This is a genomic window from Phaeobacter sp. JH20_26 (assembly GCF_048056275.1).
Taxonomy (GTDB): Bacteria; Pseudomonadota; Alphaproteobacteria; order Rhodobacterales; family Rhodobacteraceae; genus Phaeobacter; species Phaeobacter bryozoorum.
The window spans coordinates 1,707,951-1,728,164 of sequence record NZ_JAYMWL010000013.1 but is presented as its reverse complement, the minus strand read 5'-3'; the positions used below and the strand labels follow the sequence as shown (position 1 = coordinate 1,728,164).

15 protein-coding genes and 1 tRNA gene are annotated in these 20,214 nt (G+C 58.8%); 15 read left to right on the top strand and 1 reads right to left on the bottom strand.

Annotated elements, in window-relative coordinates:
- From VWY60_RS14020 to VWY60_RS13975, 10 genes are all read left to right on the top strand, one after another.
- On the top strand, positions 1-1,086 hold the full coding sequence (locus VWY60_RS14020; protein ID WP_260082436.1) for a branched-chain amino acid ABC transporter permease: 1,086 nt from the start codon (positions 1-3) through the stop codon (positions 1,084-1,086).
- Positions 1,083-1,850 carry an ABC transporter ATP-binding protein gene (locus VWY60_RS14015; RefSeq protein ID WP_416540765.1) on the top strand — a complete coding sequence of 256 codons (768 nt, stop codon included), beginning with the start codon at positions 1,083-1,085 and terminating at the stop codon, positions 1,848-1,850. Before VWY60_RS14020 ends, VWY60_RS14015 begins: the two co-directional genes overlap by 4 nt.
- Positions 1,850-2,623, top strand: a complete 774-nt coding sequence (locus VWY60_RS14010) for an ABC transporter ATP-binding protein (RefSeq protein ID WP_416540764.1) — start codon at positions 1,850-1,852, stop codon at positions 2,621-2,623. The genes VWY60_RS14015 and VWY60_RS14010 overlap by 1 nt, the downstream gene beginning before the upstream one ends.
- A 169-nt stretch (positions 2,624-2,792) precedes the next feature.
- Complete coding sequence (locus VWY60_RS14005; protein ID WP_416592524.1) at positions 2,793-4,598, top strand: AMP-dependent synthetase/ligase; 1,806 nt, start codon at positions 2,793-2,795, stop codon at positions 4,596-4,598.
- A gap of 45 nt (positions 4,599-4,643) precedes the next feature.
- Complete coding sequence (locus VWY60_RS14000) at positions 4,644-5,804, top strand: ABC transporter substrate-binding protein (protein WP_416536374.1); 1,161 nt, start codon at positions 4,644-4,646, stop codon at positions 5,802-5,804.
- A gap of 152 nt (positions 5,805-5,956) precedes the next feature.
- Positions 5,957-6,874 carry an MBL fold metallo-hydrolase gene (locus VWY60_RS13995; protein WP_416540762.1) on the top strand — a complete coding sequence of 306 codons (918 nt, stop codon included), beginning with the start codon at positions 5,957-5,959 and terminating at the stop codon, positions 6,872-6,874.
- Between the two features lie 395 nt (positions 6,875-7,269).
- Positions 7,270-8,934, top strand: a complete 1,665-nt coding sequence (locus tag VWY60_RS13990; RefSeq protein WP_340544173.1) for a tetratricopeptide repeat protein — start codon at positions 7,270-7,272, stop codon at positions 8,932-8,934.
- 142 nt (positions 8,935-9,076) lie between these two features.
- Positions 9,077-10,072: an NADPH:quinone reductase gene (locus VWY60_RS13985; protein ID WP_416540761.1), complete on the top strand. Its 996-nt coding sequence runs from the start codon at positions 9,077-9,079 to the stop codon at positions 10,070-10,072.
- A gap of 130 nt (positions 10,073-10,202) precedes the next feature.
- Positions 10,203-10,277: transfer RNA gene (locus VWY60_RS13980), tRNA-Gln, on the top strand.
- A gap of 378 nt (positions 10,278-10,655) precedes the next feature.
- Positions 10,656-13,646: a Hint domain-containing protein gene (locus VWY60_RS13975; RefSeq protein WP_416540760.1), complete on the top strand. Its 2,991-nt coding sequence runs from the start codon at positions 10,656-10,658 to the stop codon at positions 13,644-13,646.
- A 35-nt stretch (positions 13,647-13,681) separates the two neighbouring features.
- On the opposite strand, the gene VWY60_RS13970 is transcribed toward VWY60_RS13975, so the two are convergent.
- Positions 13,682-14,695, bottom strand: a complete 1,014-nt coding sequence (locus VWY60_RS13970; RefSeq protein WP_416540759.1) for a LacI family DNA-binding transcriptional regulator — start codon at positions 14,693-14,695, stop codon at positions 13,682-13,684.
- Between the two features lie 264 nt (positions 14,696-14,959).
- Here VWY60_RS13970 and VWY60_RS13965 point away from each other — a divergent pair, with 264 nt between their 5' ends.
- The 5 genes from VWY60_RS13965 to VWY60_RS13945 all read left to right on the top strand — a co-directional run bounded on the left by VWY60_RS13965 (position 14,960) and on the right by VWY60_RS13945 (position 20,167).
- Complete coding sequence (locus VWY60_RS13965; protein ID WP_416540758.1) at positions 14,960-16,261, top strand: extracellular solute-binding protein; 1,302 nt, start codon at positions 14,960-14,962, stop codon at positions 16,259-16,261.
- Between the two features lie 75 nt (positions 16,262-16,336).
- Positions 16,337-17,218 (top strand): ABC transporter permease subunit, encoded by an 882-nt coding sequence (locus VWY60_RS13960; protein ID WP_340544181.1) that lies wholly within the window; start codon positions 16,337-16,339, stop codon positions 17,216-17,218.
- Positions 17,219-17,228: 10 nt separating this feature from the next.
- Entirely contained in the window at positions 17,229-18,110 is an 882-nt protein-coding gene (locus VWY60_RS13955) for an ABC transporter permease subunit (RefSeq protein WP_340544182.1), read from the top strand.
- Positions 18,111-18,122: 12 nt separating this feature from the next.
- Positions 18,123-19,169, top strand: a complete 1,047-nt coding sequence (locus VWY60_RS13950; protein ID WP_340544184.1) for an ABC transporter ATP-binding protein — start codon at positions 18,123-18,125, stop codon at positions 19,167-19,169.
- On the top strand, positions 19,166-20,167 hold the full coding sequence (locus tag VWY60_RS13945; RefSeq protein WP_416540757.1) for an endonuclease/exonuclease/phosphatase family protein: 1,002 nt from the start codon (positions 19,166-19,168) through the stop codon (positions 20,165-20,167). Before VWY60_RS13950 ends, VWY60_RS13945 begins: the two co-directional genes overlap by 4 nt.
- The last annotated feature ends 47 nt before the right edge of the window (positions 20,168-20,214 follow it).

The following is a 20,214-nucleotide window of genomic DNA, read 5'->3' as shown; positions in this document are numbered from 1 at the left end:
ATGCGGATTCAGTTCAAAACCAGCTACGACCACGACATCCGCCTGTTTCCTGACCGTCATAGCCTGCTGGTTTATGGTGCGTTGATTGTGCTGGCGCTGGCTTTGCCACTGCTGATCAACGAATTCTACATCGGCGAGGTCACCAATGTTCTGATCTGGGCGATTGCCGGGCTGGGGCTGATGCTGCTGACCGGCCAGACGGGACAGGCCAGCCTTGGCCATGCTGCGTTTCTGGCGATTGGCTGCTATGCCAATACCATCCTGATTGAACAGGGTGTGCCCTTTGTTCTGGCGTTCCCGCTGGCAGGGGTACTGACCGGGGTTGTTGGGGCCATCATCGCCATTCCGGCCCTGCGATTGCACGGGATCTATCTGGCGATTGCTACCATTGCCCTGTCGATCCTGGCCGATGACATCATCGTTCTGCTTGAACCCTGGACCGGTGGTGTGTCGGGCAAATTTCCTGACGTGATCCGTCTCTTTGGGATCGAGATTGAACGCTGGACCATGCCGGTGCGCTTTTACTATCTGGTTCTTGGTGTCACGGTGATTTCAACGCTGTTTTACCGCAATCTATTACGGTCACCGCTTGGCCGGGCCTTTGCAGCGGTGCGCGACAGTGAAGTCAGCGCCACCGCGATGGGCGTACATATCGCCCGGACCAAGGCAACCGCCTTTGGGTTAAGCTGCATGATCACCGGTTGGGCCGGGGCGCTGATGGGCTATTACGCCGGTGCCTTTAACAATGAGACCTTCTCTCTGGTGATCTCGATTACGCTGCTGATGATGATCGTGATTGGCGGGCTGGGATCAATACATGGCGCGTTTTTTGGCGCGGTGGTGGTCGCCTTTCTGCCGCAGGGGCTGTCGATCCTGAAAGACAGCGTGCTCGGCAGCGGGGTTGCCATTCCGGGTCTGGAAACCGGCGTCTTTGGCATGATCCTGATCCTGTTCATTCTGTTTGAGCCGATGGGCCTCTATGGACGCTGGCTGAAGATTCGCATCTGGTTCGAGCTGTTCCCCTTCGCACGCAAGGACATGTTCCGGCGTCAGAAATCCTATCTCAAGACGGAGCGCCTCAGATGAGCCTGTTGGAGATTGAACATGCCACGTTGAAATTCGGTGGCGTTGTGGCGGTGAATGATCTCAGCTTCTCGGTTGAGGAAGGTGAGGTCTATGCCATCGTCGGGCCAAATGGGGCGGGGAAGTCCACCGTATTCAACCTGATTTCCAGGTTCTACCAACCACATTCCGGCCAGTTCCGCTTTGATGGGCGTGACCTGTTGCAGTGCAACGCGGATGCGGTGGCGGATCTGGGCATTGCGCGGACGTTTCAGAATATCGAGTTGTTCGATCATGCGACGGTGCTGCAGAACCTGCTGGTCGGTCGGCATCGTCATCGGCGCACTACCCTGATCGAAGAGCTGTTTTTTGCGCCACGTGTCCGGCGCGAGGAACGGTTGCACCGGGCTGCTGTTGAGCAGGTCATCGATTTCCTGGATCTGCAAGCCTACCGCAACAAGATGATTGCCGGGTTGCCCTATGGCATCCGCAAGGTTGTCGAGCTTGGCCGTGCATTGGCCTCGGGGCCGCGGCTTTTGTTGTTGGATGAACCCGCCTCCGGCCTGTCGGTGGAGGAAACCCAGGATATGCGCTGGTGGATCGACGATATCCGCAAACAGATGGGGATCACTGTCCTGATGGTGGAACACGACATGGGTCTGGTGTCCAGCGTGTCGGACCGCGTTCTGGCCCTCGCCGATGGCGCGAAACTGGCCGAAGGCACCCCGGCTGAAGTGCAGGCCGACCCGGCTGTTATCGAAGCCTATCTGGGCGCGGGGGCGGTGTGATGGGCGCGGCCTTGCTGGACATTCGCAATCTTGAGAGTTTCTACGGGCCGATCATGGCCATTCGCGGTGTTTCGCTATCGGTTCAGGCCGGGCAGATCGTCACGGTTCTGGGCGCCAATGGCGCTGGAAAATCTACCCTGCTGAAGACGATTTCGGGTATCATGGATCCTGAGAAGGGCACGGTCAGCTTCGACGGCGAAGAAATCCAAGGTGAGGAACCGCATCGGATCGTCCGCCGGGGCATCGTACATGTGCCCGAGGGGCGCGAGGTCTTTCCGTTGCTCAGCGTTGACGAAAACCTGACCCTCGGGGCCTATACCCGCCGTGATCAGGCTGAGATCGAGCGCGACCGTCAGATGGTGTTTGACTATTTCCCCATCCTGGCTGAGCGGCGCCATCAGGAGGCTGGCACACTGTCAGGCGGTCAGCAGCAGATGCTGGCGATCGGGCGTGGGTTGATGCTCCGTCCGCGCATCATGCTTCTGGATGAACCAAGCCTTGGCCTGTCGCCACTGCTGGTACAGGAAATCTTTGGCATCCTGAAGCGGCTGAACCGCGATGAGGGGGTGACCATGATGCTGGTGGAACAGAACGCGCGGATCGCGCTGGAGTTGGCGCATGTCGGCTATGTCATGGAAATCGGGCGTATCGTCATGGATGGCAGCGCCGACCGGCTGATGGACAGCCAGGATATCAAAGCGTTTTACCTCGGCCATCAGGAGGCCGGGCAGCGCAGCGAGAAACGCTGGAAGCGCAAGAAGACATGGCGCTGATCGGCGCGACTGAGATCAACTAGGGACCTGAATGGATGCGAGGACAGCGGTGACACAGACAGCGTCGGCGGCAGACATAACAACACAGGCGGGCGGCGATGCGGCCCCGCTTCCTCAGGTTGAACTGAACGGCGCCAGCTACAATGCCACGCCGGGGCAGCGGCCCGTCATGGTCGATGGCTGCGATACCGTGGCAAAATTGTTTTCGCTGCGCTGTCATCAACTGGGCAAACGGACCGCTCATCGCGAAAAGGATATGGGCATCTGGAAGGCCTATTCCTGGCAGGACTACTGGGACCATGCGGAAAAGATCGGCCTGGGCCTGATGGCGCTGGGGCTTGAGCGAGGTGAAGTTGTTTCGATCCTGAGCGAAGACCGCAAGGAATGGCTCTATCTCGATATGGGCATCCAGGGCGCCGGGGCCATTGCGTCTGGCGTCTATACGACAGATTCCGCCCAGCAGCTGGCCTATTTGATCAATGACAGCGGCAGCCGGTTTCTGGTGGTAGAAAACGACGAGCAGCTGGACAAGTTCCTGGAGATCGAAGCCGAGGTCCCGCATCTGCGCTGGGTTATCATTCTGGAGCGCGACGGGCTGCATGATCTGGAGCATGACAGATGCCTGTTTCTCGATCAGCTTTATGATCAGGGCGCGGCCTTCAAGATGGCAAATCCAACCGCTTTCGAGGACGCGGTGGCCCGGTCGCGGCCAGATGAAACCGCGCTGCTGATCTATACGTCGGGCACCACTGGCCTGCCCAAGGGCGCCATGTTGAGTCACGAGAACATCCTCGCGACGATGGAGTCAGGCGCGCGTGCACTGGAATGCTACGCCACGGATGAGCAGCTCTGTTTCCTGCCGCTCTGCCATATCCTTGAGCGCAACGTCTCCGTCTACCTGCCAATGGCGGCCGGCAGTACGGTGAATTTCGCCGAAAGCCCGGAAACCGTTTTCGACAATATGCAGGAAGTGTCGCCGGCCACCTTCTTTGCGGTGCCGCGTGTCTGGGAAAAAGTCTATTCCCGCGTTCTGGTCCTGGCGCAGGAGGCGACCTGGCTGGGGCGCTGGGCCTTTGGTCGGGCGGTCGCTGCGGGGGCTGCGCGGGCCGAGTATGTACTGGCCGCAAAACCCGTCCCTGCGGGTATCGCCCTGCGCTATCGGATCTGGGATATGCTGGTTCTGCGTAATCTGCGCCGAATGCTCGGGCTGGACCGGCTGCGCCGGGGCGGCACCGGGGCGGCACCGATTTCCCCTGAATTGCTGCGTTGGTATTGGTCGATTGGCGTGCCGCTGATCGAGGGCTACGGGATGACCGAAAACGCAGGACTTACGGCGGCAAACCGGGTGTTGTCGCATCGGCCGGGCACTGTTGGCCAAGCCGTGCCGGGCGTTGATATTCGTATCGCGGCGGATGGGGAAATTCAGCTCTGGGGGCTCAACAATTTCCAGGGATATTGGCGCAAGCCTGAAAAAGCGGCTGAGACCTATACCGAGGATGGCTGGCTGCGCACTGGCGATGTCGGGCGGCTGGACGAAGATGGGTTCCTGACCATCACCGGGCGGATCAAGGACATCATTATCACCGCTGGCGGCAAGAATATTACACCGGCTGAAATCGAAAGCCGGTTAAAGTTCAGCCACTATATTTCAGACGCAGTGGTGATCGGTGACCGGCGCAAATTCCTGACCTGCCTGATCATGATTGATCAGGAAAACGTCGAGAAATTTGCGCAAGATCGGAAAATCCCGTTTAGTGATTTTGCCTCGCTCTGTGCTGCGGAACCGGTGGTTGATCTGATCCGGAGTGAGGTCGGTGCGGTCAACCGTGATTTCGCGCGTGTCGAGCAGATCAAGGATTTCCGTCTGATCAACGTTCTGCTCACGGCCGAGGATGACGAGCTGACCGCGACCATGAAGTTGAAACGTGGGCTGGTGGAGAAAAAGCACAAGAACCTGATCGACCAGATGTACTGACAAACAGGCGCATCCGCGCCGGGGGACACAAGGGAGTAAGCGCAGATGAAGAGATGGACAGCGGGCTTTATCGGGGCCGCACTGGCGGCGGGGCTTGCGCCTCAGGCGATGGCGCAGACCCAAGGAGTGAGCGACAGTGAAATTGTGCTCGGCTCGGTCAATGACCTGAGTGGAATATTTGCCGCTGTTGGTGTGCCGGCCGTAAATGGCGCCAATTTGCGGTTTGACGAGGCCAATGCCAATGGCGGCATTCACGGCCGCCAAATTCGTTTCGTGGTCGAAGACAATGGCTATCAGATTCCGCGGGCCATGCAGGGCTACAATAAGCTTCTGAATCGCGATCAGGTCTTTGCAATGCTCCTGTCGTTGGGAACACCCATGAATATCGCAGGGTTCAAATTGCTGGATCCGAAAGGCATTCCCAATATCAGCCCGCTGACCGCTGCGCGTCAGATGTTGCAGGAGCCGATCGACAATAAGTTCATCGGGTTTTCCAGCTATTACGATCAGGTCCGCGCCGGTGTGACCTATCTGGCGGAAGAATTCGATGCGAAAGAAGTCTGCTCGATGTATATCCCGTCGGATTTCGGCAAGGAGATCAAGGAGGGTAGCCAGGATGTTGCTGCCGAACTAGGGCTGAGTTTCGCTGCCGAGACGACCCATAAGCCGGATGAGCTGGACTTCGTCGGTTCGCTGACGAAGCTGAAGTCCGAAGGATGCGATATCATCACCATGGCTCTTGGCGTGCGGCAGGGGATTACCGTGGTTGGCACCGCCAAGAAGCTGGGCTGGACTGAGGCGAAATTCCTCAACACCTCCGCCGGTTTTCTTGAGGTGGTGGCGGCGGTGCCCGGCGGCGTAACGGAGGGTCTATATGCTGCGGCTGGCTGGGCTGACCTGATCGCGCGGGCTGAAGACGACGTTCCGGCGAAGTTTATGGCGGATTACGAAGCAAAGTTCGGCCAGCCCGCCGGTGGCTTTGCCATGCTCGGGTATAGTGCAGCCAATACCGTGGTGAATGCGCTGGAGGCCGCAGGCCCCGATCTGACTCATGAAAGCTTTATCAAGGGGATGGAAAGCCTCGATTTCTTTGATGCCTTGACCGATACCCAGATCACCTATGGGCCGGATGACCATAGGGGCGCCGATGTCATTGTCATCTCGGTGGTAGAGAATGGCGTCTGGAAAGAGCTGAGCCGGAAATAGGCGACCGCCTCGAAAACAAAAGGGAAAAAGCCGACAGGTTTCTATCTGTCGGTTTTTGCTATTCTTCGGTCAGGCCCTCTATCCGGCGTATTGGGCTTCATTTTATGCACATATTTGAATATTATTACTCTTGCGGAAGAGGGAGTTGAACCATGGCAGTAACAAGACGGCATTTTGTGCAGGGGTTGGGGGCCGGGCTCGCGCTGGTGCCCTTCGGGCGTGTTTGGGCGGAAACCAGAGTGTCGCTCGGCGCAGCGGAGCTGCTCAGCCTCTCAGATGGCCGAATGCAGTTGCCACCCTCTTTTCTGTATGGGGATCTGGAGCCATCTGCGCTTGCGCGTGTCCTTGCGGAGCATGGGATTTCTCCTGATGAGCCGCTCACACCGGAGGTGAATGTCACGCTGTTGCGCGACAAGGATCACATCATTCTGTTTGATACCGGTGCGGGGCCCGCCTTTCAGGATGGGACTGGACAGCTGCCCGATGCGCTAGCTGCCGTGGGGATCAGCCCGGAGGATGTCACGCATGTGGTGTTCACGCATTGCCATCCTGACCATCTCTGGGGCGTTCTGGATGATTTCGACGAACCGCTCTTTAGCAACGCTCAACATATGATGGGGCGCAAGGAATGGGACTACTGGTTTGATCCTGCAACCGTGGGGTCAATCGGCGCCGCGCGTGAGTCCATGGCGGTTGGCGCACGCCGACGTCTGGAGATCCTTGCCGATGGTATCACCCTGTTCGATGATGGCGCCGAGATCCTGCCAGGTGTTGCTGCACACGCGACCTTTGGCCATTCACCCGGCCATATGTCGTTTGAAATTTCAGGTGGGACGGATAACGCGATGGTGCTGGGTGATGCGATCACCAATGCACATGTCAGCTTCTCCGAGCCGGGCTGGGAAATCGCATCCGATCAACTCCCGGCCGCCGCGGCCAGGGTGCGGCAAAAGCTGTTGCAGCGGCTGTCATCTGAGCAGCTGATGGTTGTAGGGTATCACCTACCGAATGGTGGCGTGGGTCGTGTCGATACTGTCGGCAGCGGGTATCGGTTTATATCTGAAAATTAATCAAAACAATCATAGGGTGCATTATTTCGCATCCGTATCCGGTCTCCCGATCAATGACTGTTAGAGAACGGCGTCGGATGTGACGGCTATTCCGCCTGCGCGGCTCGGCTGTCCTGACACCGGATGTGCAGTTTCTCCATCTGGAGGAGACAATATATTGCGGCTGTCGTCTCATTCAGCCGTGGTCAATAGCTGGATTCCGATCAGTGGTTTGGATGCTGGAGGGAATACTCCACAAGTGTGCGTTATCCAAACATACTGAAATCCTTTAGGTTGTATTATTTGTGGTGACTTTTATTGATTCTTGTGAGATGGTTAATGGGTGGGTAATCAATTCGGTCGGAGTTGGGGTTTATAGGTTCCGGTTGTATTGCTAGAGGTAATGGGTTTGGGATATGGAAAATAAACTTAGAATTCGCCATTTTGGCGCGTTTGGAGTTTTTCTGCCCGACGGAGACAGTCTTCTCCTCGGCTCAAAGCACCAAGCACTGTTGGCACTTTTGTCTACTGCAGAAGGCGGTGTGCGAACACGAGCGTTTTTGGAGCGTACCCTGTGGAGTCTGGCCCAGCCAGAGCAGGCGAAGGCCAGTTTGCGAACCGCGCTCTCGACTCTCCGTCGGCATCTTGGAAGCGAATGTGCGTCCTTTCTGTCCGCCAATCGAGAGCGCGTGGTCCTGGATCTGTCGAAAATCGAAGTAGATGCAGACCCTGCCAAGGGCGATTTCATGGAAGGCTTTGAGCTGCCGCATGAAACGACATTTGCGGTCTGGTTGGAACAGCAGCGCAATGAGCTGACGCGCGCCGATGCCCGCAATCGGGCCGCCACGGGCATGCTGCGTGACTACAGCCGCGCCGTATTGGACAGCCTATTGCCGCCGATCGCCGTTCTGCCGTTTGTGCACCGCGCGCCGGGAGATGCAAAATCTCCGCTTGGGGCATTGCTCTCGGAGGAGTTGGTGCGCCACCTGTCGCGCAGCCATGCCTTTTGCGTCACGTCATATCTGGCGTCGCGGCAGTTCGATCCGCATCAGATCCGCCCTAGCGAAGTCTATTCGATGGCGGGTGCCAGCTATCTTGTATCGGGGACCGTCAATGTTACCGGCCAGACCTACCGTTTGCAGGTTGACCTGCATGACGCCGAGCGGGAGCGGGTTATCTGGTCGCGAGACTTCACCGAAACCCTCGCGATGCTAACCAATGGGTGCAGCATGGCCTTGCGAGATGTTACCGCACAGATCGGCTGGACCGTGGTCGGTGAAGCGGTGCGTTTGGTTGGCTTCAGGCCGCTGTCCAAACACGATAGTCATACCTTGCTGATGGCGGCGATCGCGCTGATGCAGGACATGCAGATGCCGCAGTTCAACCAGGCGCAGGAAATCCTCGCAGTCCTGCTGGAACGTGAAGTGCAGCACCCGGTTGCCCTGACGTGGATGGCGATGTGGCATGTGATGCGCGTGCAGAAAGGTTTCTCCACGGATCGTCAGCTTGACGCGCATCTCGCCAACCAGCTGGTGGCAGCGGCGCTCGCCCAGGATCCGACGTTCTCTCTGGCACTGACGGTACGGGGGCTGATCGCCAGCCACCTGATGTTCCGGTTCGATCTGGCGCAGGATTCCTATGATCTCGCACTGAAGGACAATCCGAACGAAGCATTGGCATTGCTGCTGAAGGGCACAACCCTTGCCTATCAGAACCAGCCGGAGGATGCGGTAAGGCTGACGGATGCCGCACGGCGGCTCTCTCCGCTGGGACCGCAGCGCTATTACTTCGATTCATATTCGGCGACAGCCAATCTGGGCGCGCAGAATTACGAGCGTGCAGTCAACCTGGCAGACCGGTCCTTGCAGGCCAACCCGACCTTCCCGGCAACGTTACGGACCAAAGCCATCGCCCTGCAGGCATTGGGGCAATCGGACAAGGCGCGGGATGTCGTGAAATCGCTACTCACCGTGCAGCCGGGGTTCAACATTGCACGTTACGAAAAAGATCACGCGGCATCCAATGCCCCCTTCGGCAAGGATTGGAGCAAGGCGCTGCGGTCCGCGGGTGTGCCTGCCTGAGCGGTAAAAATCCATCGGGCGGACCATCGACCCGGTGAGAGCGGTGGAGACGCGGGGGCTTGCAGGCCTGCCGTGTCTTCGCTCATTTACGGGGGCAGCAGAGGGTGTGCATCGCACTCGCCAGTACGAAGAGGTCCCTATCATGAAGGCAGTCACCTATCGCGCGTTTGGAGCGGCAGAAACCGTCCTGCAGCTGGAAGACCTGCCCGATATCGCACCGGGGCCAGGTGAGCTGCGTGTGGAACTGACCTATTCCGGCGTAAACCCCTCTGACGTGAAGGCGAGGGCTGGCGCCCGCGCCGGAGTGACTGAGCTGCCCTATCCGGTGATCATTCCCCATAGTGACGGGTCGGGCGTGATTGCAGAGGTCGGCGAGGGGGGCGACCCGGCCCGTATAGGGGAGGCCGTCTGGATCTGGAACGGTCAGTGGCAGCGGCCGTTCGGGACCGCCGCCACCTCCATAACGCTGCCGGCTGAGCAGGCTGTTCCGCTACCGGAAGGGCTTGACCTGAAACAGGGCGCGGCTCTGGGGATCCCGGCGCTAACGGCTGCTCATGCGGTGTTCTCGGGTGGGGATGTCACCGATCGAACAGTGCTCGTTCAGGGCGGTGCCGGCACCGTTGGTCTATTGGCCGTGCAGCTGGCCAGATGGGGCGGGGCGCGGGTGATCGCGACCTGCGCATCTCACGCGGCGGACCGGGTCCGGCAGGCCGGAGCTGACGCCACCCTGGCCTATGCCGACGGGGACCTGACAGAGCAGATCCTGGCGGCAAATGATGGTCGCCACGTCGACCGTATCGTCGAAGTTGAGTTTGGTGCGAACTGTGCCGTCGACACCGAGGTCATTGCACCAAATGGTCGGGTAACGGCCTATGGGTCGGCGCAGCAGATGACACCGCAGCTGCCGTTCTACCCGTTGATGTTCAAATCGGTGACGCTGGAGATGATGCTGGTCTATCTGCTGCCGCCCGTGGCCCGTCGTGCAGCGATCAAACGTATCGAACATGCCGCAGCCGCTGGGGCGTTGCATCTGCCCATCGCTGAGGTTTTCGATCTGGTCGACACCGCCAAGGCGCATCAAGCCGTCGAACGGGGGCATCGCGTCGGCTCCATCCTTGTAAGGACCGGAAGAGATTGAGAAACCCAGCACCAGAGCTGAGTATTTCCGGGTCAGAACAGACCAGCCAAAGGGAAGCATGAAAACTGCATTTTTTTCCAAAAATCCTCTTGCACCTGCTGAAATCTGGCATTAGACACCCGCTCACCGATGGGGTGTGGCCAAGTGGTAAGGCAACAGTTTTTGGTACTGAAGATCGTAGGTTCGAATCCTACCACCCCAGCCATTTTTCCACATATTATGATGCTTTTTAAGGGTCTGGCTCCTCTGGCCACAGTTGGCGTATCGGTGTGGCCAACTGATACCTCGCGGCATATTCGTCTCTAGGTGAAGACCGAGGGGAGGCGCGCTCTACGGTTGTAGTCTCGCTCTGTTCAGCTGCGATATCCGTGCTGAATGCCTCTGGTGCTCGTCAAATCAGAATGGATAAGAGGCAAATACTATATAAATTTTAATATATTTTACAAAGCAGTATCGATTTTCGAACCGTTGCAGGCCCTGTATTCATTTTGTTTCAACCATAACAGCCTAACCTGATGCACCCGTCGAGACGCGGCAGGCCCACCGGCGCGCACTCGAGGAACGGTAGACTCGGAGGCTGGCCATGACGGTTGGGTATCTTGTCACTCTTGGCGACGGCACACTGGATGCCGGCGACGGGATTTCTGCGAACCAATCCAACTTTACTTCAGCCGATGTCATCGGGACTGGCAGCTGGACCTGGAGCGGTGTCTATCAGGGCGACGGTCAGACCTACTCAAACATCAGTGACACTGGCACCTATCACTATGGAAGTGACGGGAATGTCTATTTTGTTCCAGATACTTGGTACACGACCAGCGGATCCGGCAGTGCGACGACGATCCCTGCCAATTCGATGTCGGGCACATCGGGTAATGACGCAATCAACGGCGACGCCAATGACAATGTTATCTACGGCGGTGATGGTGATGACTACCTGACCGGCTCCTCGGGCGATGACATTATCTTCGGCGGCGAGGGGAACGATAACTACGATACCGATACCGGCAATGACACCTTCTACGGTGAGGGCGGCGATGACTGGGTTGCAATCTATGACAACATGGATGGCGAATCGCTCTACGGTGGCGAAACCGGAGAGACCCTGGGCGATATGCTTGAGGTCTACGGCGATTATGCAGGTGTTGATGTCAACGTCACCTTTACCGGCGATGGGGACGGAACCGTCACATTTGAAGGGCAGACGGCCTATTTCTGGGAGTTTGAGCGGTTCTATCTCCATTCGGGAGACGACACGCTGGACGGCTCTGCGGCGACTTCGGCGCTCAACGTGCAAACTGGCAGCGGTGCCAACAGTGTTACGGGTGGGGCTGGTGATGACACGATATCGACCGGCGCGGGAGCGGATGTGGTCGACGGCGGCGCAGGCGACGATCTTGTCTGGGCCGGGGTAGGGGCCGACACGGTTGACGGCGGCGCCGGGGCCGACAGGCTCTTTGGTCAGGACGACAACGACCTCATCTACGGTGGCACAGGGTCTGACACCATCGATGGGGGTTTGGGCGACGACACGATCTACGGGGGTGAAAACCCGGCAACCTCGGTCGGCGGAAGCAATACCGCAGGGAACACCTACACGGTCATTCATCTTGGGACGGCGTCCGAGGTCGACAGCGTCGAGGGGAACGCCGCCAACGAAAACCCGAACGCTCTGCTGGGGACATACGGGAGCGCGGGGGCAGAGCTATATAACAACTTCCAGACTGCCATCGCGTCAGACGATAATGCGAATACGCGCATCGACTTCGATGACGAAGCCGCGCCGGAAACGATCAATATCAACGGTGTAGACAAGCTCGTCGACACCGGCATGGTCTATAACGCAACGGTAACGTTCACCGACGGCACCACCGGGACGTTCACGGCTGTGGTCATCCAGACCACGGACGGCCACGTCTACATGATGCCGGAAGCCTCGAACAACGCCGAGAACGTTCTTCTAACCAGCAAGACGATCGAGAGTATTTCGCTTGATAGTGTTGTTGTCGGCTACTCAAACGTCACCGCAACCCGGGTAGATGCCGACTATGCTCTGCCGGGTGACACGGATACCTCGGGCGACAGCATCATTGGCGGTGCCGGCGCAGACGTCATCTATGGCGGTGCCGGGAATGACACCATTGCGGGCGGAACCGGCGCTGACAGCATAGATGCCGGGGACGACGCGGACCTCATCCTTCTCCAGGATGGCTTCGGCAACGACACCATTGTTGGTGGTGAAGGGGGCAACGACAGCGATACGCTTTCCATGTCGAGCCTGACCGGGCCAGTGACTGTGACCTATACCGGCGACGAGATGGGGACGATCACCAACGGAACCGATACGGTCAGTTTCTCGGAGATCGAGCGTCTGAACCTGACCGAGCAGGCCGATGTCGTGAATGCCAGCGCGGATAGTGCCGGGGTCGATATAGATGCTCGAGGCGGTGACGACACCATAACCGGCGGCGCGGGGGCCGATTCCATCAAGGGTGGCAGCGGCAGCGATTCCATCGTTGCCGGGGCTGGTGCTGATACGATTGTTGGCGGCATTGGCGACGACACCATTCGGCTGACTGCGGATGCAGATCGCGATCAGCTGGTGTTGGCCGATGGGGCGGGATCCGATCTGATCTATGATTTCGATCTGACGGACAGCGGTGACGGGACCACGGTTGATCAGCTGGATGTTTCAGGGCTCACCAATTTGGCTGGAGATCCAGTCAAAATCGGTGATGTCGTGGTGACCGATACCAATGGTGACGGGACCGGCGATGCGATCATGACCTTCCCCAATGGGGAGAGCATCACATTGGTCGGGGTGCAGCGGTCGCAGGTGGACAACGGGCCCGAAATGCACGCGATGGGCATACCCTGTTTTACGGCCGGGACGCTGATCCAGACGCCAACCGGGCGCGTCAAGGTCGAAGACCTCAGCCCCGGTGATTGCGTCAGCACAATGGGGGCGGGTGCCCAGCAAATCCTATGGGTTGGGGCATCGTCGTTCACCGCCACGCGCAAGCGCCTATCGGAGGCGCTGATGCCGGTGCGACTGGACCCGGACGCCTTTGGAGGTGAGCGGGCGCTGCTTGTTTCGCCTCAGCATTGCGTCCTGATGAAACAGCGCAGTAGCGGGCGCCCGGTGCATGTGCGCGCCAAGCATCTGGCACAGGTAACCGGATTTGCATCGTTCGCACGGGAGGTGACGCAGGTTACCTATGTTCATGTACTACTGAAAAAGCACGAGAATATCCTGTCGAACGGAATCCCCAGCGAGACGTTTTATCCCGGCCCTATGGCGGTCTCCACGCTTGGCCCGGCAGATCGCCTGGGACTGTTTAAATGCCTGCCGCAGCTGATCCTCCATCCGGTAGAGCAGGCTTATGGGCCTCGTGTTCTGCCCGTTCTGACACGCCGGGAGGTGCAATCACTGGCCCGCGCCGGAGACCTGGTGCCCTGGCTGATCGGTGACATATCTCGGCACCCGCCCGCGGAGCAGTGGGCCGAGACGGGCGGCTGGCAGGCAATGTATTCGCCGCGGTACAGCTTTCAATCCGGCGCCGCAGCAGGGTAGGCAGTCGTCTCAGCCTATCCGCTGTATGGACATGGTCAGTGGGTGTCGCGCAGGATCATTTCTGCGTCCAGCCTCACCGTTTCTTCGGGGGCCTGCGGGTAATCCAAGCGCCGCTCCAGGCAGCGCAATACGGCGGCAACCATGCCGTCAATCGGGTTTCGCAAAGTGGTCAGTCGTATGGTCGGCCAACGGGCCATTTCGATGTCATCAAAACCGATCACCGAGACGTCGTTGGGAACCACCCGACCGGCATCCCGCAGCGCACCGAGTGCGCCGATGGCCATGGCATCATTGGCACAGAATATCCCATCGAAATCCGTCTGTTCCAGCAGATTGCGGGTGGCGAAATATCCACTCTCGGTGGTGTAGGTTCCGGTGATCTCCCCTGCCAGCGTGATGCCTTTGGCCGTCAACCCGGCAAGCAGTCCGCTGCGGCGTTCAGCGGTCGCGCCGAATTCCCCCGGACCGCCCACCATCGCAACCCGGCGACGGCCGCGTTGCGCAAACAGATCCGCCGCCATCTGTGCGGCTTCGTGGTTGCGCAGACAGATGTTGTCGACGCCCTCTGCTGCGATGATTCGGCCAGAGGCGATGACCGGGATATGCAGTTTGCTACAGAGTTCGACGATTTCGGTCGCAAGACTGCCGCTACGCAGGATCATCGCATCCAGCGGATAGCGGAGCACCTGGGTCACCGCATCGCGGGCATGGTCGCCACCACCGGCGATCACCACCGGCCATTTGCCCGCGGCATTCAGGCCGGCGATCAGGGCAGAGGTCGCCTCCTTGTCGTATTCATTGCGCATCTCACCGGCGAAAACCGCAACCAGATTGGAGCGCGCCCCCTGCAGACTGGCGGCCAGCGCATTGGGCTGGTAGCCGAGTTCATGTGCCGCCAGCAGGATCCGTTCACGTTTTTCTTGATCCAGATAGGCGCCCTCGGTGAAAGCCCGAGAAACAGCCGAACGCGAAACGCCAGCGATTTCAGCCACATCTGCGGCTGTCACCCGGGGTTGGCGTTTGCCGCCAGCTGACCCTTGTCGCTTCATCTGTCGTCCCTTTCGGGCGTGATGTTTTTTTTGTGAGACACCGAAACCCTTGACACAACCGTTACATAGCGCCCCTATATGAACACGTGTGCAGTTCTGGTGCAACGGACAAGCTCCTGGCAAAAGACACAGGGCGGAAAGACGCAGCGAGCCGCACAGGCCCAGGGGAGGCCATTTCAAAAAACACCATCGGTGGCCGTTTTCGGCTGCCTTGGACAATTGGATCGTTGGCCCGATTGGGCAACGGCAGACCGGAGACTGATGATGAAGCGTATTACGTTTACGACCGCTGCGACGCTGGCTTTTGCTGCAAACGCTGCGTTTGCCGAAACCGAGATCACCTGGTGGCACGCAATGGGTGGAGCGCTGGGCGACACCGTCAACCAGATCGCATCCGACTTCAACGCGAGCCAGGATGAGTACAAGATCACCCCGGTCTTCAAGGGCACCTATGAAGAGACCCTGACCGCAGGTATCGCTGCCTTCCGCGCAGGCGAACAGCCGAATGTGATGCAGGTGTTTGATGCTGGCGCCGCAACCGTGATCGGCGCCAAGGGCGCGACCATTCCGGTTCAGGATCTGCTGGCCAACAATGGTGTTGAATTCGACATCAACGATTACATCGCCGGCGTGCGCTATTTCTACGCCGACAGCGATGGCAAGATGATCGGCATGCCGTTCAACTCCTCCACGCCGATCATGTATTACAACATCCAGGCGCTGGAAAAAGCGGGCGTTACCGCGCCCAAGACCTGGGAAGAGTTCCAGACCGTCACTGCACCAGCGCTGAAAGAGGCAGGCTATACCGCCCTGTCGCAGTCACATCTGCCCTGGATCTTCACCGAGAATTTCCACTCGCGCCACAACCTGCCGTTTGCCACCAACAACAATGGCTATGATGGGGTCGACACCCAGATCCTGGTGAACAACGACGCGATCAAGGCACATTTCACAGCTGTCACCGACTGGCAGAAAAACGGCTACTTCGAATGGTTCGGCACAGGTTGGGGCGACAACCAGACGCCGTTTGAAGAAGGCAAGGTTGCGATGTGGCTGGGCTCCTCCGGCTCCTTCGGTGGTCTGAGCAAGAAAGACCTGCCGTTTGATTTCTCCGCGACCATGCTGCCCTATTGGGAAGGCGTGACAACAGAGCCGACGCAAACCTTCATCGGTGGCGCCTCGCTGTTTGCCATGGCGGGCCATGATGCCGAAGAAAACAAGGCAACTGCTGCGTTCTTCGACTTCCTGACCTCCGCTGAGGTTCAGTATTTCTGGCATAAAGAAACCGGCTATGTGCCGATCACCGAAGCCGCATATGAGATGGCAAAGGCGGACGGCCATTATGACCGCGCCCCTGCGGCCGAGGTCGGCATCCAGCAGCTGTCGCTGGCGGCTGGTGACAACACCAAGGGCTATCGCATGGGCTTCTACGTACAGATCCGTGACGTGATGAACCGCGAATACGGTCGCATCCTGACTGGTGAAACCTCGGTTGAAGACGCCTTTAACGCGATTGAGTCCGAAGCCAACAACCTGCTGGCCCGTTTCGCCAAGACCCAAGGCTAATCGCGGGGAATTCCCCCTTACCTGTGACGGCCGCAGCCCCTGCGGCCGTCACGCATTACAACGAAGAGGCACACCGTGAAACGCGCCGGATTCTCGACCAAGTGGATGCCGATCCTGCTGCTGATGCCGCAGCTCGTCATTATCGCTATTTTCTTCTATTGGCCCGCCTGGCACGCAATCCAGTCGTCCTTTTACCTGCAGGATCCGTTCGGGTTTGGCTCTACCTTTGTCGGTCTGGAAAATTACACCGATCTTATGGGAAACAGTGAATATCGCCGCGTTGCGGTTTTCACGCTTGTATTTACGGTTTTGGTGACCTTCTTCTCGCTTGCGATTGCACTGTTGCTGGCGGTGAAGGCGGACAATGTCCTGCGCGGCGCACGCACCTATAGGACCCTTCTGATGTGGGTCTATGCGGTCGCCCCGCCGGTTGCCGGCTTCATTGGTCTGATCATGTTCGACCAGAGCTGGGGACCATTGACGCGGCTTGCCGGTTTCTTTGGCTGGGACTTTGTTCTGGGCGTGAACTTCAACGATACGGCAGCCGCCATGGTTCTGGTGTCGGTCTGGAAACAGATTCCGGTCAACTTCATCTTCTTCCTGTCCGGTTTGCAATCCATCCCGCGTTCCGTACGTGAGGCGGCTCTGATCGACAACGGATCGGCGACCAGCCGGTTCTGGGATGTGACGTTCCCGCTGCTTGCGCCGACGGGTTTCTTTCTCCTGATCATCAATATCACCTATGCCCTGTTCGACACCTTCGGCATTGTCGATACACTGGTGAAGGGCGAGCCGGGCAACAATCCGATGACCCTTGTTTACAAGGTTTATGTCGATGGTTTCCGTGGCAATGACCTTGGCGGTTCCTCGGCACAGTCGGTGATCCTGATGGTTCTTGTCCTCGCGCTTACGGTCTTCCAGTTCCGGCTGATTGACCGTCGGATCCACTATACCTGAGGGGGCTGACATGGCTGACCAAACACCCGTTCAAACGCCGCGCCGCTCCATCAACTGGGGGGCCGTTGGCGACCACACCGTTCTGATCCTCGGCTCGCTCTTCATGCTGGTGCCGCTGATCATGGTGGTGATGACCACAACCGTGCCGGATGTGGATATCATCAAATACGGACCGCAGCTGAAGATCGGCGACCAGTTCGACGAGAACTTCAAAAAGGCGATGTTCGAGGCCTCCGGCTTTTCCGGGGCCAACACCGGCACGCGGATGCTGTTCAACTCCTTTGTTCTCGGCATCGGCTTTGCGCTTGGGAAGATCCTGATTGCGATGATGGCGGCCTATGCCATCGTTTATTTCCGCCTGCGGTTTGCCACGCTGGCATTCTGGGTGATCTTCACCACGCTGCTGCTGCCGCTAGAGGTCCGTATTCTGCCGTCCTATGAGGTGGTGCAGCAGCTGGGCATGCTCAACACCTACCAGGGTCTGATCATCCCGTTGATTGCGTCTGCAACCGCAACCTTCTTCTTCCGCCAGTTTTTCCGGTCTGTGCCGGAAGAGCTGGTCGAGGCTGCGCGCATTGATGGGGCTGGGCCGGTGAAGTTCTTCATCGATATTCTGGTGCCGCTGTCGCGGACCATGATTGCGGCCATGTTCATCATCATGTTTGTCTTTGGCTGGAACCAGTATCTCTGGCCCACCATGATCACCACCGAAGAGGACATGTATACGCTGGTGCGGGGGATCAAACAGATCACCCAGACCCTCGAAGGCACCAATGTCCCCGAATTCGGTCGCGCAAATCTTCTCGCCGTGATCGCCATCCTGCCGCCCGTGGCAGTCGTCATTTTCTTCCAAAGCTGGTTCGTCAAGGGCCTGACGGAATCCGATAAGTAAGGACTTCAAATAATGGCTCAGGTTTCCCTGAATTCTGTACGCAAGGTCTACCCCAATGGGGTCGAGGCCGTCACTTCCTCCAGCTTCAAGATCGAGGATGGCGAATTCGTCGTCCTGGTCGGCCCATCGGGCTGCGGCAAATCCACGTTGCTGCGCATGATTGCCGGTCTGGAGGATATCACCGAAGGCACGCTGGAAATCGGCGACCGGGTGGTCAACAATGTCGATCCGGCGGATCGCGATATCGCGATGGTGTTTCAGAACTACGCGCTCTATCCGCATATGACGGTGCGCAAGAACATCGCCTATGGCCTGAAGAACCGCAAAACCCCCGAGGCTGAGATCAAGCAGAAGGTGGCCGAGGCCGCCAAGATGTTGAACCTTGAGGAATATCTGGACCGCAAACCCTCGCAGCTGTCCGGCGGCCAGCGCCAGCGGGTTGCCATGGGGCGCGCCATCGTGCGCGATCCGGCGCTGTTCCTGTTTGACGAACCTCTGTCGAACCTTGATGCCAAGCTGCGCAACCAGATGCGGATTGAGATCAAGGCCCTGCAACGCCGTCTGGGCGTCACCTCGATCTACGTGACCCACGATCAGGTTGAGGCGATGACCATGGCGGATCGCATCATTGTCCTGAACGGTGGCCGGATCGAACAGATTGGCACCCCGTCTGAGATCTATCACAATCCGGCGTCGGTCTTTGTCGCCTCCTTCATGGGCGCGCCACCGATGAACCTGGTTGATGCCACGATCTCCGATGGTCAGGTCACCCTGCCGGATGGTGTGGCGATGGGGGCACTGGATGGCGCCGCATCAGGTGCCGTCAAGCTCGGCATCCGCCCCGAGGATGTGCAGCTGGTCAGCGAAGGTGGTATTTCGATCAACGTTGAACTGATCGAAGAACTGGGCGCACATCGCCTGCTGCATGGCCAGCTCGGCGGGCAGCCGTTCACAATCCACGTCCTGAAGGACATTCCGGTTGATCCCGGACCCCATCAGATCTCGGTGGATCCGGCGGCGATCTGCCTGTTTGACGCAGAAAGCGGCAAACGCAGATGACCGAGGTTCTGGACAGTCTGCCGCCGGTTTCCCCCGAGATGCAGGCCCGGATCAAGGCAGCGCCGCGCACTGCAGCGGCGCACCGCGCGCTCATGGCAGAGGTGCCGGCGATGGCCGCCTTGCAAGGCGGTGGTAAGGGTCATCTGGAGGCGTTGGCCTCCTCGGTGTCGGTTGTGGCCTGGAACGTCGAGCGCTGCCTTTTTCCTGAGGATACCGCGGGCCACATCCGCCCGCTGGCGCCGCAGGTTGTCCTGCTGTCAGAAGTCGACCATGGCATGGCGCGTACCGGTCAGCGCCACACCACCGAGGAGATGGCTGCCGCACTCGACATGGCTTATGTCTTTGGTGTGGAATTTCACGAGCTGGATCTGGGTGGGCCTACCGAACAGGCGTTTTGCACCGATGATTTCAATCTGTTCGGCTGGCACGGCAATGCCATCCTGTCGGCGGTCCCGCCGGAACGGGTGACGCTGATCCGGCTGGATGATCACGGGCATTGGTTCGCCTCGGATGAGGTGCCGGCTGACCCGGACCAGCCGCGCCTTGGTGGCCGCATGGCGATTGCCGCGGTTCTACCGACTGAGGCTGGACCGATCTGCGTGGTTTCCACCCATCTGGAGAGCAACGCCGACGCAGCCCATAGGCATCAGCAGTTTGACAGGCTGCTCCGCGCCATCGACGCATTTGCGCCGGATATGCCGGTACTGATTGGCGGTGATCTGAATACAGGCAATCACCTGCCGCCTGATTTCGACTGGCAGCGCGAGACGCTGTTCGATCTGGCCCGTTTCCACGGCTACGACTGGAGCGCGACCCCGGATGGTGTCACCACCCGCCCCAGTCTCATCACGCCGCATCCTGATCGGCAGATGAAGCTGGACTGGTTCTGCACCCGCGATATGCGCGCGACCGAGAGCCGGCTGCTGTCTTCGGTTGATCAGAATGGTCGCCCGCTGTCTGATCATGATGCCGTCTGGTGCCGCGTCGCGCTCGATTGATGCCGGCACTGGCCTGATCCATTGACCGGGCGGCATGTGTCCGGCCG

Bases quoted from the DNA above. Each gene is read 5' to 3' on its own strand.
- VWY60_RS14020 (WP_260082436.1), top strand. From the start codon at position 1: ATGCGGATTCAGTTCAAAACCAGCTACGACCACGACATCCGCCTGTTT.
- VWY60_RS14015 (WP_416540765.1), top strand. From the start codon at position 1,083: ATGAGCCTGTTGGAGATTGAACATGCCACGTTGAAATTCGGTGGCGTT.
- VWY60_RS14010 (WP_416540764.1), top strand. From the start codon at position 1,850: ATGGGCGCGGCCTTGCTGGACATTCGCAATCTTGAGAGTTTCTACGGG.
- VWY60_RS14005 (WP_416592524.1), top strand. From the start codon at position 2,793: ATGGTCGATGGCTGCGATACCGTGGCAAAATTGTTTTCGCTGCGCTGT.
- VWY60_RS14000 (WP_416536374.1), top strand. From the start codon at position 4,644: ATGAAGAGATGGACAGCGGGCTTTATCGGGGCCGCACTGGCGGCGGGG.
- VWY60_RS13995 (WP_416540762.1), top strand. From the start codon at position 5,957: ATGGCAGTAACAAGACGGCATTTTGTGCAGGGGTTGGGGGCCGGGCTC.
- VWY60_RS13990 (WP_340544173.1), top strand. From the start codon at position 7,270: ATGGAAAATAAACTTAGAATTCGCCATTTTGGCGCGTTTGGAGTTTTT.
- VWY60_RS13985 (WP_416540761.1), top strand. From the start codon at position 9,077: ATGAAGGCAGTCACCTATCGCGCGTTTGGAGCGGCAGAAACCGTCCTG.
- VWY60_RS13975 (WP_416540760.1), top strand. From the start codon at position 10,656: ATGACGGTTGGGTATCTTGTCACTCTTGGCGACGGCACACTGGATGCC.
- VWY60_RS13970 (WP_416540759.1), bottom strand. From the start codon at position 14,695: ATGAAGCGACAAGGGTCAGCTGGCGGCAAACGCCAACCCCGGGTGACA.
- VWY60_RS13965 (WP_416540758.1), top strand. From the start codon at position 14,960: ATGAAGCGTATTACGTTTACGACCGCTGCGACGCTGGCTTTTGCTGCA.
- VWY60_RS13955 (WP_340544182.1), top strand. From the start codon at position 17,229: ATGGCTGACCAAACACCCGTTCAAACGCCGCGCCGCTCCATCAACTGG.
- VWY60_RS13950 (WP_340544184.1), top strand. From the start codon at position 18,123: ATGGCTCAGGTTTCCCTGAATTCTGTACGCAAGGTCTACCCCAATGGG.
- VWY60_RS13945 (WP_416540757.1), top strand. From the start codon at position 19,166: ATGACCGAGGTTCTGGACAGTCTGCCGCCGGTTTCCCCCGAGATGCAG.